At 34.8% G+C, this 15,891-nt stretch carries 13 protein-coding genes and 2 pseudogenes; 10 read left to right on the forward strand and 5 right to left on the reverse strand.

Features of this window, described 5'->3' with window-relative positions:
- Positions 1-7: 7 nt before the first annotated feature.
- From BAQ48_RS15195 to BAQ48_RS15225, 7 genes are all read left to right on the forward strand, one after another.
- Entirely contained in the window at positions 8-769 is a 762-nt protein-coding gene (locus tag BAQ48_RS15195) for a hypothetical protein (RefSeq protein ID WP_071711708.1), read from the forward strand.
- A gap of 18 nt (positions 770-787) precedes the next feature.
- Positions 788-1,690 carry an FTR1 family iron permease gene (locus BAQ48_RS15200; RefSeq protein WP_071711709.1) on the forward strand — a complete coding sequence of 301 codons (903 nt, stop codon included), beginning with the start codon at positions 788-790 and terminating at the stop codon, positions 1,688-1,690.
- 46 nt (positions 1,691-1,736) lie between these two features.
- Positions 1,737-3,161: a hypothetical protein gene (locus BAQ48_RS15205; RefSeq protein ID WP_071711731.1), complete on the forward strand. Its 1,425-nt coding sequence runs from the start codon at positions 1,737-1,739 to the stop codon at positions 3,159-3,161.
- Positions 3,162-3,876: 715 nt separating this feature from the next.
- Positions 3,877-4,788 carry a 1,4-dihydroxy-2-naphthoate polyprenyltransferase gene (gene menA / locus BAQ48_RS15210; protein ID WP_071711710.1) on the forward strand — a complete coding sequence of 304 codons (912 nt, stop codon included), beginning with the start codon at positions 3,877-3,879 and terminating at the stop codon, positions 4,786-4,788.
- 228 nt (positions 4,789-5,016) lie between these two features.
- Positions 5,017-5,532, forward strand: a complete 516-nt coding sequence (locus tag BAQ48_RS15215) for a BclA C-terminal domain-containing protein (RefSeq protein WP_071711711.1) — start codon at positions 5,017-5,019, stop codon at positions 5,530-5,532.
- Between the two features lie 417 nt (positions 5,533-5,949).
- Positions 5,950-6,789, forward strand: coding sequence for a polysaccharide deacetylase family protein (locus BAQ48_RS15220; RefSeq protein WP_071711712.1), 840 nt, complete (start codon positions 5,950-5,952; stop codon positions 6,787-6,789).
- 222 nt (positions 6,790-7,011) lie between these two features.
- Complete coding sequence (locus tag BAQ48_RS15225; protein ID WP_071711713.1) at positions 7,012-7,725, forward strand: alpha/beta hydrolase; 714 nt, start codon at positions 7,012-7,014, stop codon at positions 7,723-7,725.
- Positions 7,726-7,810: 85 nt separating this feature from the next.
- On the opposite strand, the gene BAQ48_RS15230 is transcribed toward BAQ48_RS15225, so the two are convergent.
- Positions 7,811-8,176 (reverse strand): YxeA family protein, encoded by a 366-nt coding sequence (locus tag BAQ48_RS15230; protein ID WP_071711714.1) that lies wholly within the window; start codon positions 8,174-8,176, stop codon positions 7,811-7,813.
- Between the two features lie 549 nt (positions 8,177-8,725).
- Between BAQ48_RS15230 and BAQ48_RS15235 the strand changes: the two are divergent.
- The 3 genes and pseudogenes from BAQ48_RS15235 to BAQ48_RS15250 all read left to right on the forward strand — a co-directional run.
- A pseudogene (locus BAQ48_RS15235) lies at positions 8,726-9,325 on the forward strand (magnesium transporter CorA family protein); the annotation flags it as partial.
- Between the two features lie 472 nt (positions 9,326-9,797).
- A pseudogene (locus BAQ48_RS28495) lies at positions 9,798-10,231 on the forward strand (MarR family winged helix-turn-helix transcriptional regulator).
- Positions 10,232-10,449: 218 nt separating this feature from the next.
- On the forward strand, positions 10,450-11,328 hold the full coding sequence (locus BAQ48_RS15250; RefSeq protein WP_071711717.1) for a LysR family transcriptional regulator: 879 nt from the start codon (positions 10,450-10,452) through the stop codon (positions 11,326-11,328).
- A gap of 306 nt (positions 11,329-11,634) precedes the next feature.
- Here the strand turns inward: BAQ48_RS15250 and BAQ48_RS15255 are convergent, their stop codons facing one another.
- The 4 genes from BAQ48_RS15255 to ycaC form a co-directional block, all read right to left on the reverse strand.
- Positions 11,635-13,470 carry an amidohydrolase gene (locus BAQ48_RS15255; protein ID WP_001052854.1) on the reverse strand — a complete coding sequence of 612 codons (1,836 nt, stop codon included), beginning with the start codon at positions 13,468-13,470 and terminating at the stop codon, positions 11,635-11,637.
- Positions 13,471-13,483: 13 nt separating this feature from the next.
- On the reverse strand, positions 13,484-14,077 hold the full coding sequence (locus BAQ48_RS15260) for an antibiotic biosynthesis monooxygenase (RefSeq protein WP_071711718.1): 594 nt from the start codon (positions 14,075-14,077) through the stop codon (positions 13,484-13,486).
- Positions 14,074-14,718 (reverse strand): hydrolase, encoded by a 645-nt coding sequence (locus BAQ48_RS15265; protein ID WP_000067162.1) that lies wholly within the window; start codon positions 14,716-14,718, stop codon positions 14,074-14,076. Before BAQ48_RS15265 ends, BAQ48_RS15260 begins: the two co-directional genes overlap by 4 nt.
- 164 nt (positions 14,719-14,882) lie before the next feature.
- Positions 14,883-15,527 carry an isochorismate family cysteine hydrolase YcaC gene (gene ycaC / locus BAQ48_RS15270; RefSeq protein WP_000131214.1) on the reverse strand — a complete coding sequence of 215 codons (645 nt, stop codon included), beginning with the start codon at positions 15,525-15,527 and terminating at the stop codon, positions 14,883-14,885.
- Positions 15,528-15,891: the final 364 nt, after the last annotated feature.

Below are 15,891 nucleotides of genomic sequence, written 5' to 3' on the forward strand. Positions count from 1 at the left end.
AACGTTCATGAAAAGAATCATTGCATCATTATTTGTTAGTATTTTCTTACTATTCTCAGTGCAACCAACTGCATTTGCTTATTCGTATGGAAATCCGAACGAAGAAAAAGTAGCTGAAGCATACAAGCAGATGGTTACTAAGTTAGATGAAAATCCGGCAAACTTTAAAGAAGCAAAGAAAGCATATGAAAATGTGCAAGAAGAAATTGATCAGCATATGGGAAAAGAACCCTCTAAGGCAATGATGAAGGACTTTGATAAACAAAATAAAGGAGATATTATTGCTGATATGCAAAAAATTCTTGCGCTTAATATTAATCGTCGTTTAACAAATGTAGGCGAAAATTTTAAAGACTATGATACAAGCAAACGTTTATTAGCTAAAGCATTTGCTACATATGAAGCGTTATCACCAGCTGTTGGTGAGCACAATAAAGAGCTGGATAAAACATTAAAGGATGAATTTAATAAAGCGTTAGAATCATTAGGAAATCCAGGCTTATTTGGAGTAGGTCAAAAAGAAGCAAATCAAGAGGCTTTCAAGAAAAGCAAAGATGCTATTTTAACAGGTTTACAAAAAGAGTTTAAAATTAAAGACTTTAAAGTTGGACACTTTAGTGCAAATAGTCAAGAAGATCAAGCAGCTTCTGATAAAACGGGGAAAACAGAGTGGACAGATTTAAGCAGCCTGAAAAACTGGGCTCCAATCGTAGTGATTGTACTTATACTTGTTGGGGTCATTGTATACGCTGTAAGAAAACGCAAGTAAGGGTGAGGGGGAAGAGTAATGCAACTTCAGGCATTTCTCATTACATTTCGTGAAGTATTAGAAGCGCTGCTTATCGTTGGGATTATTACAACGTACTTAAAGCGCACAGATAGTAAGCAGTATGTGAAATATGTTTGGTTAGGAGCAGGGCTTGCGGTTGTAGCAAGTTATATTGTCGCCCTAGTCTTCCAAGTTGTATTTACTGGTTTTGCTGCTATGGGGAGTGAAATGTATTTAAAAATATCCATTATTTTCATTTCAGCCATTTTACTTACACAAATGGTATTTTGGATGGCAGAACATAGTAAGAATATGACAGCTAACATGGAAAATAAAATGAATCAGTATATTACGGCTGGAAATATAATTGGAATGGTCGTGCATTCTTTCCTTGTTGTACTTCGAGAAGGTGTAGAAACTGTGTTCTTCTTCGCAGCTATTACTGGTGGAAATATTGGAGAAGCGATGAAAGGCTGGGGAGCTATATCTGGTCTACTCGTTGCAGCAGTTGTTAGCTTCTTATTCTTTAAAGGAACGATGCGTATTTCACTGAAAGTATTCTTTAAAGTAACAGGTGCATTTATCGTATTAATCGCAGCAGGACTTCTTGTACAAGGTGTTTCTATGCTTCAAGATTTAAAGATACTTGGCAGTGTAATGCCACATGTATATGATATTACTTGGCTACTACCAGAGCATCCTATTGATTATGATCATTATCTTCGTGATCATGGTACTGCACCACTTCTTTCTGGTGATATCGGCATTTTCTTAAAAGCATTTTTAGGATATTCCTCAATGCCATCTATTGAAGAAGTACTTGTGTATATCGGATATTTTGTTGTGTTGTATATGTTAATTATTTTTAAAAAGCCTGTTAAAAAGAAAGAAATAATGGAAGAAAATAAGTCAGTTAGTTAAAGTACAAGGTGTTTTCCTTGTACTTTTTTTGAAGAAAGGAAATGAGATGAAACAAGTACTACGTATATGGGCAGTTATCCTTATTATTAGTGTGATTTGTATTCGTTTTTTCTATGCAAGTCCGTTTGCAGCAACGTGGGACGAAGTCGATTTTACACTTGCATTAAAGCAATATGACATATTAGCGATGCAGCCCCATTTCCCAGGGTATCCTTTTTTTATTTTAGGGGGGATGATAACGCATATTTTTATAGAAAATCCTGTGCAATCGTTAGGGATTTTTAATGCCATCATGGCACTTGGCGCAGCTTTTCCAATGTATTGGATTGCACGCCATTATGTAAGTAAAACGAGCGCTCTTATTGTTGTAGCTTTCTTACAAACGAGCGGGTATTTCTCTATTTTAGTAACGCAGCCTATGTCAGAAGGCGCAGCGTTAGTAATCGTGTGGTGGTATATATGGAGTATAGAACGTGCTTTTCGTACAAAATGTTTTCAAACTCAATTCTGGCCAATTTTCTGCTTTGCGCTATTAATGGGTATAAGGTTATCCTACGCACCGTTTGGAATTGTACTTATTTTATTATTATGGCAACAATGGCATGAAGAGAAATGGAGATTTATAATCTTATGCTGTACAGCTGTCCTTTCGCAACTAGTTTGGGTCAGTGCCCTTATTTGGAACATTGGTGGCATCAAGGGATTGTGGGAAATTTCTTTTGGATTTGTAGAAGGGCATTTTACCGAATGGGGTGGAGCAGTTACAGATACGAGTGAACCACTCATTTCACGCCTCTATCGTCTACTTTCTGAAAACATCATCTTTGCAGGAATAGGTATCCACTCTTATTATTTGGTAGGTTTCTTTTTGTTCTTTTTGTTTCTGTTTGCTTTACAATGGAAAAATATACGTTGCTATCCAAAGGTGTTGATTGCTCTTGTAGTTTTCTATTTTCTTTGGAATTTATTTGGACAAAATATTGATAAACCTCGTCACTCTTATCCGATTGTAGCGATGTTACTTTGCATACTTGCTATTTCATGGTTAAAAAACAATCGTGGTATTATCTTGCTTTTGTTTGCAACGAGTCAACTTATGATGAGTATACCGCTCATGAAAGAACAACATGCGGAGGTACCGGCAACATATCAACTCGCGTCATATTTGGAGGGAAAACAAGAGCCGTTTATTGTATACACTTGGGAAGAGACGAGGGTTATAGAATATTTACAAATGCCGTATGAACATAAACGTTTTTACACATATTCATATTTTTTACAAGATAAAAAATATCATAAAAATGATAATATATATGTTACCAATCATCTAATTGAAGGATTTCAAAAACAAGGAATTCATATAGAAGACCAAGTTGAAAAGGAAGCCGTCTTTTATTCAAACCCATTATTTGATCCTGTTTATCATGAAATAGTTTTATACAAATGGAAAAAGGATTCTGTTGTAAAGTAAGTTAAAACGCAAGGAATATTGTGATAATTTATACTTTCATTAAGTGTGGGGGCAGTATTTTTACCTGTATCGTTTATACTATTTGTTTTCAGAACGATAAATAAATATTGAACGGAACATTAAAATTCAACGTAAAAATCGTCCAGCCCTCTTCTATTACAAAAAGGGATGGATTTCTTTTATAACTTATTAAAATATCCTGCCCTTTAACTTAATAAAAGTCATTTCAAAGTTCTGTAATTTGGACAATTATATTATTACAATGTATGGTGGTATTGAAGTTGAAAATCATATTACTAAACTAGCAAAGTACATGTAACATTATTATTTTTTTGTGGTTTTTGATACGATGTATAGTAAAAGAAAGAACCTTACGCCTTATACCTTATTGATCAAGAGATGAGCTGTAAGGATGCTGAGGAGAGAGCCAAAATCTTCAAAATGACATTGTATCCGAAATTAAAAAATAATGGGGATATCCAATAATCTATTGGGGGAAAGTAACTAAAATTTCAGTAGATTACTTTATCCCTGGTTGCATGGACACTGGTATTACCCTAACGTGGAGAAACTTCAAGAGCTATAGTTGTACAAGCAAGGACATTACAGTTCTATGCCCATTCGTTTTTTTGATATAATAGATGTGCAGCAGGAAATAGATAGAAAGATACTGCTAGTAATTTATACTTAAAATGTAGGGAGATTGAACAGAGTTATGGGGAATGAAAAAGAAATTAGTTCCGCTAAATTAATATGGAAGATGACGCGCCCGCATACGTTAACGGCGACGTTTTCTCCTGTAATTTTAGGGACAGTGGCATCACTTTATGTTGCCAAAATTGATTGGCTTTTATTTATTGCGATGATGAGTGCATGTTTAGCATTGCAAATAGCAACGAATTTATTTAATGAGTACTATGATTTCAAACGTGGATTAGATACTGCTGATTCTGTTGGAATTGGTGGTGGAATTGTCCGTCATGGATTGAAGCCAAAAAACGTGTTAACAGTTGCGCTTTTATTGTATGTCGTAGCAGCCTTTATTGGCATTTATATTTGTATGAATAGTAGCTGGTGGTTAGTCGTCATTGGTTTAATTGGAATGGCGGTTGGCTATTTATATACAGGTGGTCCATTACCAATTGCGTACACTCCGTTTGGAGAATTAGTTTCTGGCTTGTTAATGGGGACATGTTTTGTACTCATTGCTTTCTTTATTCAGACGAATACTGTAACAGTTGAAAGTGTATTGATTTCTATTCCAATTGGAATTTTAGTTGGTGCAATTAACATGGCGAATAACATCCGAGATATCGATGAAGATATTAAAGGTGGAAGAAAGACATTGGTAATCCTCCTTGGGAGAGAGAAAGCAGTTGCAACACTAGCTGTAGCCTTTTTCATTGCTTATTTATGGATCGCTGTAATTGTATTGATGGGTTATATAAGCCCTTGGGCATTAGTTATGTTCCTAGGTTTGAAAAAGCCAATCTCTGCAATTCAAAGTTTCCAAAAAGGGGCAAAGGATCCCGGGTATATGCGCATCGCCATGAAATCAACAGCGATGACAAATACGATTTTTGGTTTCTTATTATCAGCCGGACTATTAATCAGCTATTTGTTTTAAATAAAAAATGAGTGTTAAGTAATCAAACCCAAATTTCTCAATTTTAATATAGAGAAATTCGGGTTTTTATTTTTGGCATGAAGTTGCAGCTCCGATAGGGAAGAAGAAGCCGTGATGGAAGTTAAGTTCTAGTAAGAATAAGATGTTATTGGACAAATGTACAAGCTAAGTTACTTAATTTGAATATAAATAATTATATTAAATCTCAAGTTAAGGTGGTGAATTATTTTGAACTCATATTTTTCAAAATCTAAGGGATGCTGTGGTAAGTTTCTTCCCGCTAATCCACCTGCTGTCCACTCGCTAGAATTTTCACCAGCTTATCGTAATTTCTGGCAAAATACATTTGTTACGGTATCTAATGGACAGAGCATTCCATTTAACAACCAAAGTATAGCTAATGCAGGAGGAATTGTTTTACTTTCTCCTACTACGGTACTCATTCCGTTAGCTGGAGATTATGAAATTAACTATGTAATTACAACTGCTGTTTTGACACCAATAAATCGAGAACAACAAGTAACGGCTATCCTAAACGGAGCGCCAGTACCTAATTTCCAAACATCTTTTGGAACGATAACAAATACTGGAGAATCATGTGACCAATTTTCAGGAACAGCTATTTTAAGAGTACCAGCTCAATCCACTTTTTCATTAAGAAATACAAGTCTGAATGGAAGTTCTCTCTCTCTTTGTAATCTAGTTGAAAGTGGCGCAGCACTAAACATTAAAAAATTAAGTTAAAATCTTTTAATAAGGCCAGAAATAACAGCTTTTCTATCAGTTATTGCAGTCTGCATAGTAATGTGGCATAAACGAAAATCCCCTTCAAATCCTCTGAAGGGGATTTTCTAGTTTTTTAGATTGACTGCTAATAACGATAATTATGTAAATGGGCTGGTGATGGAAGTTCTGGTGAAGCAGGGTGTATAATCAATTTCCTAATTGAAGAATTAATTTAACTGTATTAGAGAAATTTTATAAAGACTACACATAATACATCATTCTTTAACTGATTTCGACATTATCTGCATTTCATCTGCACCTTCCTCTATTAATCTATTTATTGTAAATATCAGCTGGAGTTAATGATTCAGTCGAGTAAAGGATCAGCTGTATAAATAATGAATATGAAAATTAGTAGGGAAGGATCGAAACATCATGAAAGAATCGCAAAATAAGAAAAAAACAAGTGGAGCAACTAAGGCAATACTATCTCTAGGAGTTATTTTAGCAACGACCTTCTTCACGTTCTTTTTAATTGGAGAGTGGAACGCTATCCCAGCGAAGGGAGTAGTGAATGAAAATATGAATCAAGTAAATATGCAACAAGAGAGGAAAAAGGGAACATTATCGACAAAACAAAAAAGACATGATGGAAAGCCGGTAGGAAAGGTTGTTTATTTAACATTTGATGACGGTCCTAGCGAATTAACTGGGGAGTTTTTAGATGTACTAAAAGAGCAAAATGTTGCTTCGACATTCTTTATGCAAGGGAGCAATTTACAAAATACAAGTTTTCAGGAAAATGTAAGACGAGCAGTAAAAGAAGGACATTATATTGGTGCACATAGTATGACGCATAATAGTGATAAGCTATACAAAAAAGGACAATTTGTACCGGAGATGAAAGAAACGTTAGCTCTTATTCATAATATTACGGGTACAACTCCTAAACTAGTCCGTCCACCATATGGATCTGCACCAGGATTAAAGAGTGCGGAAATTCGTAATCAAATTGTAAGAGCAGGAATGAAAGTTTGGGATTGGACGATAGACTCAAATGATTGGAGATTAAAAGGTAATCCAAAGCAAATTGTAGAGGATGTAAAGCGTACAACAACAGAAGATGTGGAAGTAGTTTTAATGCATGAAAAGGCGCAAACATTACAAGCTCTTCCTGAAATTATTAAATTTTATAAAGAGCAAGGGTATGAATTTGGGGTATATAATGATGAGAATCATTTTCAACTAAACTTCCAGAAAGATCAACGTCTATAGTATAAAGATAGTTATCGTAACAAGTTGTGTTTTAGTACTATAACTAAGCCAAGAGCCGATTTCCTATACGATAAAGAAATCGGCTCTTTCTTTATAAAATTTTATTTAGTGTATGAAATCCACTTGTAGTATTTTTTCTAAACTTATTAGTTAAGATTATTCGACAATCATATTAATAATAATTAAAGTATAGAATATATACATCTTAGGGAGGGCATATATGTGAAGAAATGGATGAAAATTATTCTGTACTCTTTACTAGGTATTTTACTTATGGGAAGTATTACGTTTTTTGTTTGGTCTCAGTTTACTTATAAACCAACGAAAGAGGCTTTGTCGTTAGTGGATGATAAAAAAGATGAAGATACTATAGTATTTGGACAGAAAGATGCTAAAATAGGGGTTATTTTTTACCAAGGAGCTAAAGTAGAAGCCGAGGCTTATAGTTACTTAGGAGAAGCTCTTGCTAAAGATGGACATTTTGTAGTGATGCCTAAGTTACCATTAAACTTAGCGATACTTGGAATCAATGAGGTAGACAGTGTAATGGAAAAGTATCCTGAAGTTCAAAAGTGGTATGTTGCTGGGCATTCAATGGGCGGAGCTATGATTTCTAAGTATGCGTTTCAACATGAAGAAAAGATAGATGGGATTATTTTCTTAGGTTCTTATCCTGCAGATGATTTCTCTACTAAACAGACTCCAATGTTATCAATTTACGGGGAAGTAGATGCTTTAGCAACTGTCGAAAAAATAGAGAATAGTAAAAAGTTCATGTCAAAGAATACAACTATGCACATGATAAAAGGTGGAAACCATGCTAATTTTGGCATGTATGGTGAGCAAAAGGGTGATAATGCGAGTTTAATTACTTCAAAAGCGCAACGGGATGAAACAGTGAAAGTAATTGAACAATGGTTACTAAAACAAGGATAATATATTTACCGAAAGAATTCTCCTTCCCCAGCCCGATGGTAGGTGGGAGAGGTAAGAAAGAGCCAACTCATACGAGTAGGCTCTTTTAGTTATCTACTATTTTCAATTGTCCTCTTATTTTCTCCGGTATGTCCTTTTCAGAGATAACATCGTAAGAATACACATACTTTCCTTTTACATGAATTTTTAAGTAAGTTTTTCTTATAAAGTCATTAGGAGTGCTCGTTCCTACTGTATATTCTTTCTCATTTCTTAATTCATCAACACCTTTTATTGAGTACATAGCCCGGCCTTTATGATGGTAATCTGGAACGCCATATCCTTTCGCAACGGCGTATACATTTTTTTCTTCAGCAATCGGATTAAATCTGTCTAAATCACCGCGTAATATGAAAGGTAGTAAGTATATAGGAAAGCCTATTCCTAGTATGCAAATTACAAATTTCTTCATGGTCATTTCTCCTCTTGTTCATTTACAGAATTCAGTATAGAAAAAAATTCTTATAAATATAGAGGGAAATTCCTTAAAGTTTTCTTAATAAAGTTTAACCGTGTGAAAAAAACTAGCTTGAGCATTAAGCTTACGGAATGAATAACCAAATAACTTGTTTTCTTTATTTTTTGATATTTCTTAAGAACCTATCAAGAAATAAGTGAGTTTTAGGATTTAGAATAAATGTATCTTACAGTAATAAGAGAATTATCTAAATAAATTAGAGTGAAAACAATTAAAGAAAGTATCTTGTGGGTTGCTTTTTTCTTTAGGAATAGAGAATCACATGGGGCAGTTACATGTAATTCAGCGCTGTGCTTCTATGTCACTGAAAAATCCAATGATAAAAAAAGAGGGGGAAGGCATTTTTTATTGAAGTTTGTTAATGATAGATTTTTAACTAGTTAGGGGGGGATCGTAAAATAGATTATTAATCTCTTTGATAATTTTTATTTTCCTTATAGTTGGCATATTGTATTAGAAATTTTTAATTTTGAAGGGAGAATCGCTGAAGGATTATGTACTATCTTATCAATGTTTATATCTCACTATTTGCGAAAGGTTGACTACTTTGAAAACAATTTCAGAAATGTATTATGGGATTTTTATCATCATAATAACATAGCAGTTTTAGAAAGGATTTATCATATTCGTCATGAATTATTTATGAACACACATGTGTTTCGCTTAATACAAGAAGTGTTACAAGGCTTGGAGAAAGCTTGGTTAGAAAACCTAACAAACACCCTTTGCTATAAACAAACACACGTAAAATTAGAGCGTGGATTACAACTTGTTAAAGAGTACCAAGAAGAATTAGACACGATGATTCATTTGCAAGAAGTTGTTTCTTCTCATCGTGGGAATGAAATTATGAAAGCCCTTACTGTATTAACTGCTGTGGATACGCCTTTGACAGCCTTAGGAGCATTATGGGGTATGAATTTTAAATACATGCCTGAACTAGAATGGAAATATAGCTATTTAATCGCTCTCTTATTTATTATTTTCACAACAGGGGGTATGTATATGTATATGCGATTTAAAGGATGGACAGGTGACTTATTACGAGTAAAGAAAGAGAAATCTTTTTTTAAATCTAATTAATCATGTTTATAAAAAATATGATAGATATTAACCTAGATATATGGTTTGTAATATTTATTAATTGAGGTAGTGCCATATCCTCATCAAGTTAAAGTTTTGATGTCCCCGCAATGATAAAAATGGTGAATATTTATATGAAAGATTAGAGCTCTCCTTCTTGTAGGAGGGCTCTAATCTTTGTTTAAAAACTATATCATATACATGGGGGCAGACTCATCATCTGAAATTTGTCCGGATCCAATTTAGAATATGGCAAAAGAGAACTTGTGTTAGAAAACAAGCTCTCTTTAAAAGAAATAACGTAATTGAGATACTTATATATTAACAATTGTTTTCTTCTAATTCCATATGTCTTATGTTGAGAAATAAATTATAAGTGGCTTGATAAAGCTAAAATGGATTATTGACATAATATTTTGACGATAATATAATGAATCTCGAATTCAAGATAAGTTGTAAAGGATTGGTAATTATGAGCGTGATTAGCGATGAGAACTTATCTTTAAAGTTATTTGTTATATTATCAAGGGAATTACAGTCAATCACTAAACGTATTGAAAAGGATATAAAAATTTATGGACTTAATCCAACTGAATTTGCAATGCTTAAGCTACTATACAGTAAAGGTGATCAGCCTATACAAAAACTTGGAGACAAAACATTACTTGCAAGTAGTAGTATCACGTATGTAGTGGATAGGTTGGAAAAGAAGAGTTGAAAACCATGTCCTAAAGACCGCCGTGTCACGTATGCATCAATTACTTCAGAAGGTATTGAATTGGGCATACTAATTTTTCCTCAGCATAAAGAGGGGATTCGGCGAATATTTGGTAGTTTGGACTATATTGAGAAAAAATGATAATTAAACAGTTGAAAAAGTTAGGATATTACGCACAGAAATTGTAAGTTTTTAGAGGATATTTCTGTTTAGTAATATCCTAATTAAATATAAATTAAATAAATAGGAGGGAAAATTAATAAATAGTAGTAAATGTATTGTAGTACAAAATAAAGAAATTATGTAATTGCAATTGATATAGTAGGAAAGATAGTTGTTCTGTTAACGTATACATATTGTCCTTTTCATTATAAATCTTTCATAAAGCGGAGAGTGGGTATCAAGAATGGAATTACGTCATTTAGAGTATTTTATTCAAGTTTGTAATAATAATAGTTTTACTAAAGCTGCGGAAGTTCTAGGTATTTCACAGCCGACTTTAAGTCAACAAATCCGTGTGTTAGAAGGTGAACTTGATACACCTTTGTTTCATCGAGTTGGAAGAGGTATCAAAATGACAGAAGCGGGTAAGCTGCTATTTGATAAAGGAAAATTTATCATGCAACAATTTGATGACGTTTATAATGAAATTTTTGAATTAAAGGGTGTAAAAAGAGGTGTGATTACTATAGGAGGTTTATTAGAGGATCTCACTTATTTAACACCTTATATTATGAAGTTTCAACAACATTATCCCAACATTGTAGTAAAGATTATAGAATCCGAAGTTGCTGTAAATCAAATCGTTGACAAAAATATTGATTTCGGGATTACACGTAGTGCTCAAATTCCAGACATATTAACAAACACCCTTTTGTATAGTGAAGAGCTCGTCCTTGTAATTCCAAAAAAACATCCTTTGAATGAAAAATCATTTGTTTCTTTTCGAGAATTAGTAGGGCTCAGTAGAGTAATGGTTTCATGTAGTTGTCGTGAATCTATTAAGATATATTGTGAGAGTTTAGGGCTATCTTTATCTGAAGCAAATATAGAAACAAAATCTTCTATTTCTCTATTGAGCCTTGTATACAATGGACATGGGGTTGCCATAATACCTCTTTCACTGGTTAACTTTGTTAATAATGATACTTTGAGCATAGTTCGTATTACTGATCCAACACCAAGTCAAGATATTAATCTTATACACTTTGATGATAAATTTTTAAGTTTTGCAGCACGCATCTTTATGCAGAAGTTAAATGATTCTCAAAAAGTATCAGTGTAATAGAAATAATAATGATCCTAGTGTAACAATTGAAAAAATTAAAATCTATATTAAAGTCGAAGGACAGTGGATTTATATGTGTGGTGTAGTCGATCAAAAAGGGGGATACCATTGACTTTTAATTAAGGAAAAAAGGACAGACTTTGCAAGGAGAGAAGGCTATCAAAAACAAGTTAAGTTAATCAATCAATTCTTCGGTCTTATCGCATAGTAACAGATTCCATGTAGGGATATACACTGCTATTTTGAATCTACATATCCTTATTGTAGAAAGAAAGCCACCGGCATTATACCGGTGGTTTTGATTTAGAAAGCAAAGCAAGTACAACCAATACCCCATTTAGTTCCATCTTTTCCTATTACGGTATGAGTGTGTTGATGGAGAGGGTTACTACAACTATGTAACTTGTTATCATGGGAATCGTGAGAAAGTATAGTGTTGGCTAGGTTAGCACCACCATAACCATAAACGCCCGTCGGTGACCAATCAGGTGATGCTGGCGGCAATTCAGGTGATAAGTTTTTAAATTCATTATTTCCATAAACAACCTGCCCACCCATAATGGTGAGTAATGATTCAAGGTCTTTGATTTCTTCTTCCGGCACAGTAAAGTAGTCAGCAGACAATACAGCAATATCAGCAAACTGACCTACTGCCAGGGTTCCTTTTTTACCTTCATCACCAGAGAACCACGCACTTCCTTTTGAATATAATTCCAGGGCTACTTTTCTATCAAGTTTATTTTTTTCATCGTATATGGAAAGCCCACCAATGGTTTTTCCAGCAACCATCCAGTAAAGAGCAACCCAAGGGTTATAGCTGGAAACCCTGGTTGCATCACTACCGGCGCCAACAGGTATACCAAGGTCTAACATACGATAAATCGGAGGAGTATGCTTTGCAGCTTCCTTTCCGTATAAGTCAACAAAGTATTCACCTTGAAAAGCCATGCGGTCTTGGATGGCAATACCGCCATTTAAAGCCTTAACACGTTCCATACTACGATCTGAGATTGTTTCTGCATGATCAAACCACCAGCGTAGCCCATTAAAAGGAATTTCTCTGTTAACTTCCTCAAATACATTTAAGAAACGTGTGATTGATTCGTCATAAGTTGCATGTAAACGGAATGGCCAACGGTTTTCCACCAATAGAGAAATTACTTTCTTTAAGTCGGCTTCCATTACTGTAGCTAGTTCGGGCCGTGGCATTTGAAATTTTTCAAAATCGGCTGCCGAGAATACTAACATTTCTCCGGCACCATTCATTTTATACTTATCATTTCCTTGACCGGGAGAAACAATTTTTGCCCATGAAGCAAAGTCTTCATATTCATGATTAGGATTTTGCGTAAATAGATTATAAGCAATACGCAAAGTTAATTGTTCCTTCTCGGCTAAATGTTCAACAACTTTATAGTCATCAGGGTAATTTTGGAAACCACCACCAGCGTCGATGGCACTTGTAATACCTAATCTATTTAATTCACGCATAAAATGGCGAGTTGAGTTAATCTGGTCGTCAAGATTAAGTACTGGAGCTTTACCCAAACTTGAATAAAGAATAGAAGCGTTAGGGTTAGCAATTAAAAGGCCTGTTGGATTACCTCTTTTATCCCGCTGAATTAAACAGCCTGGAGGGTCTGGGGTATCTTTCGTGTATCCCAGTGCACGTAGCCCTGCACGATTTACAAGTGCTCTATCGTAAAGATGTAGCACAAAGACAGGTGTGTCTTCAGAAACAGCATTAATCTCTTCTAATGTTGGCATCCGTCTCTCTTTAAATTGAAATTCAGACCAACCTCCAACTACTCTTACCCACTGAGGAGCAGGTGTACGCCTTGCCTGTTCTTTGAGCATTTCTAGAGCAATAAAAAGTGATGGCACGCCTTCCCAACGTAATTCCATATTATAATGCAGACCACCACGAATAACGTGTATATGGGAGTCATTCAGGCCTGGAATAGCTCTCTTTCTTTTAAGGTCTATTTTTTTTGTTTTTTCCGTGGCACTATTAAGAAGCTCATCTCCACCTACTGCAGTGACTAAACCATCAGTTATGGCGATAGCAGATACCTCAGGCTGAGATGGATCAAGGGTAGTAATTTTTCCGTTATATAAGATCATATCCGGTAAATTCATGTTCACACCTCGTCTACTTTCTATTATTTTGTAACCATGGATGAAATAATTTACCGAAAATCGGCATGACTACCCATGATAGCAAGGACACTATACATACAGAAACAAAAAAAGCTGACATAATAGGATTCATATGTTTTATAATAGGTCCTATCACTTTAGGAACTAACATGCTAAGAGGCCATACACCCAGAAGGGTAACGATAGACATTTTCCATTTTGGCGGTGGAACTGGCGTTTTCGGAGTAACAAACCAATAAGCCAAACTGCTTTCAGTTTTATAAGTTGGATTAGTGGCTTGAAATTGTTCTGCTGTTTTTAACAAATCCCGGCGAACATCTGATTCTTGCCAAGCACGTAGATGCTCATACGTATCAAAGCGAAAAATAACAGTATACTCTCTGGATTCGTTACTTGGGACTATTAGATTTACACCTAAATGTCCTGGGAATTTAGTAGCTGCAGCCTCAATTTCATGTCTCCATGTTTCAAACTGTTTTTCTCTACCTTCTTGAATTTCCCATGTAACAATCGTTGTTACTGGATTGCCAGCATCCATCGTGTTCCCTGTATAAGTCTCTTCGATAGCTACTCCTTCTTGTTTCATATTTTCCTGCTTGGAAGCGCGCCATGCACCATAGTATATGCGTATTCTACACCTTGACCATAAGCACCAGTGTGTTCCTTTACAATCTCCATTACAGCATCATAAGTGTCTTTGTGTGCCCAGTCACGTTGGTATTCAAGTAAAACTTGAATTGCTGTCACTGGAATTGCACCAGCTTGTTCTACACGACGCATAGCAGCGTTATGTGCTGTCAAACTAGTACCACCTGAAGCATCATCAACTGCATACACCTCATAGCCAGCTTTAATTGCTTCAAGCACAGGGAATGCAAGGCAAACTTCAGTCCAAAGTGCTGCAAATATTAATTTCTTTCTACCGGTTGCTTTAACTGCCTCAACAAATTTCGGATCTTCCCAAGAGTTCATTGAACTACGTTCTATAATTTCATGGTTTGGGAATATATCAAGAATTTGTGGCCAAAAATAACCAGAAAAGCTGCGTGTTTCAACTGTAGTAAGAATAGTAGGTACGTTAAAAGTTTTTGCTGATTTAGCAAGTAGCATAACGTTATTAATCAATGTTTGTCTATCAATACTTGCAACTCCAAAAGTCATTTGAGGTTGAAAGTCAATTAAAATTAAGGCACTGTTCTCCGGATTTAACAATTCTAAATTACTCATAATAAAACGCTCCTTTTTCAATTGTTTATTGAAAGTAATGTATCTTCTGTCAATTAAAGCTCTGTCATACTTTTTAATTTAAATTTAGTGCTGATTTAATCAGCACTAAATTTATACTATCTACTTTAAAAAAGGTGATTTAAAGCTATTTCCTTGAGATACATTTATGCATTTTGTTTACTAAGATCTCGCTGAGCTCCCCTATAGCTTCCAATTATATTTTGATAGCCTGGAAGATTGCTAGCAAGCAAATTGCCAAAACCTTCGACATCGTTGCGCCAATCGCGTTGTAATTCGCAAGCTACGCTAAACCAGTTCATAAGTTGCACGCCACTATGTGCCATACGAGTATTGGCAGCATCTGCAACTTGTTTACTGAAAGTTCCTGAAGCATCAGTAACAGCAAATACTTCATATCCAGCTTTTATAGCGGAAAGTGCCGGGAAAGCAACACAAACGTCCGTAACTACGCCCGCGATGATAAGTTGCTTTTTTCCAGTTTCTTCGATTGCTTTTACAAAATCATCATTATCCCATGCGTTAATTTGTCCAGGTCGAGCTATTTTTGGTGCATGAGGAAAGAGATCAACCAATTCTTGCATTAAAGGTCCGTTGGGCCCGTTTTCAAAACTTGTTGTTAAAATAACTGGTAAATCAAAAAACTTAGCAGTATGAGCAAGAGCTAAAACATTGTTCTTGAATTCATCAACACCATAGTCACGTACTAGTCCGGACATAAGACCAGTTTGATGATCTACTAAAAGCACGACAGCATCATCTTTGTTAATACGAGAATAGAGATCAGTCATTATGTATTCCTCCCAAAAATTAAGTAATCGAAGAAAGTTTAAATAGTCGGATACTATCATAAGTTTCTTCGTTTATAACTAAGCTGACCAATAATATTGGTTATAGCAGCATTCACAGAACATGAAGTGCTATACAGATTTATAGTATTTGAAAACTGATTCGTTAATCAATTCTAAATTATCTATAATTCGTATAGGTCGTAACTATAGTTGTTTTCACTATAAAATAGATTGGTTTTACCTATACATCCTATAGGTAGAACAATATTGATAGTCACCTATTTTTGTTATTACAATTGAATAGGAGTAATGTTCAGTAATTATTTTATGATGAAAAAGGTATTAGAGGGGGGAGTGTTCCAAA

Source organism: Bacillus luti (assembly GCF_001884105.1).
GTDB classification, from domain to species: Bacteria; Bacillota; Bacilli; order Bacillales; family Bacillaceae_G; genus Bacillus_A; species Bacillus_A luti.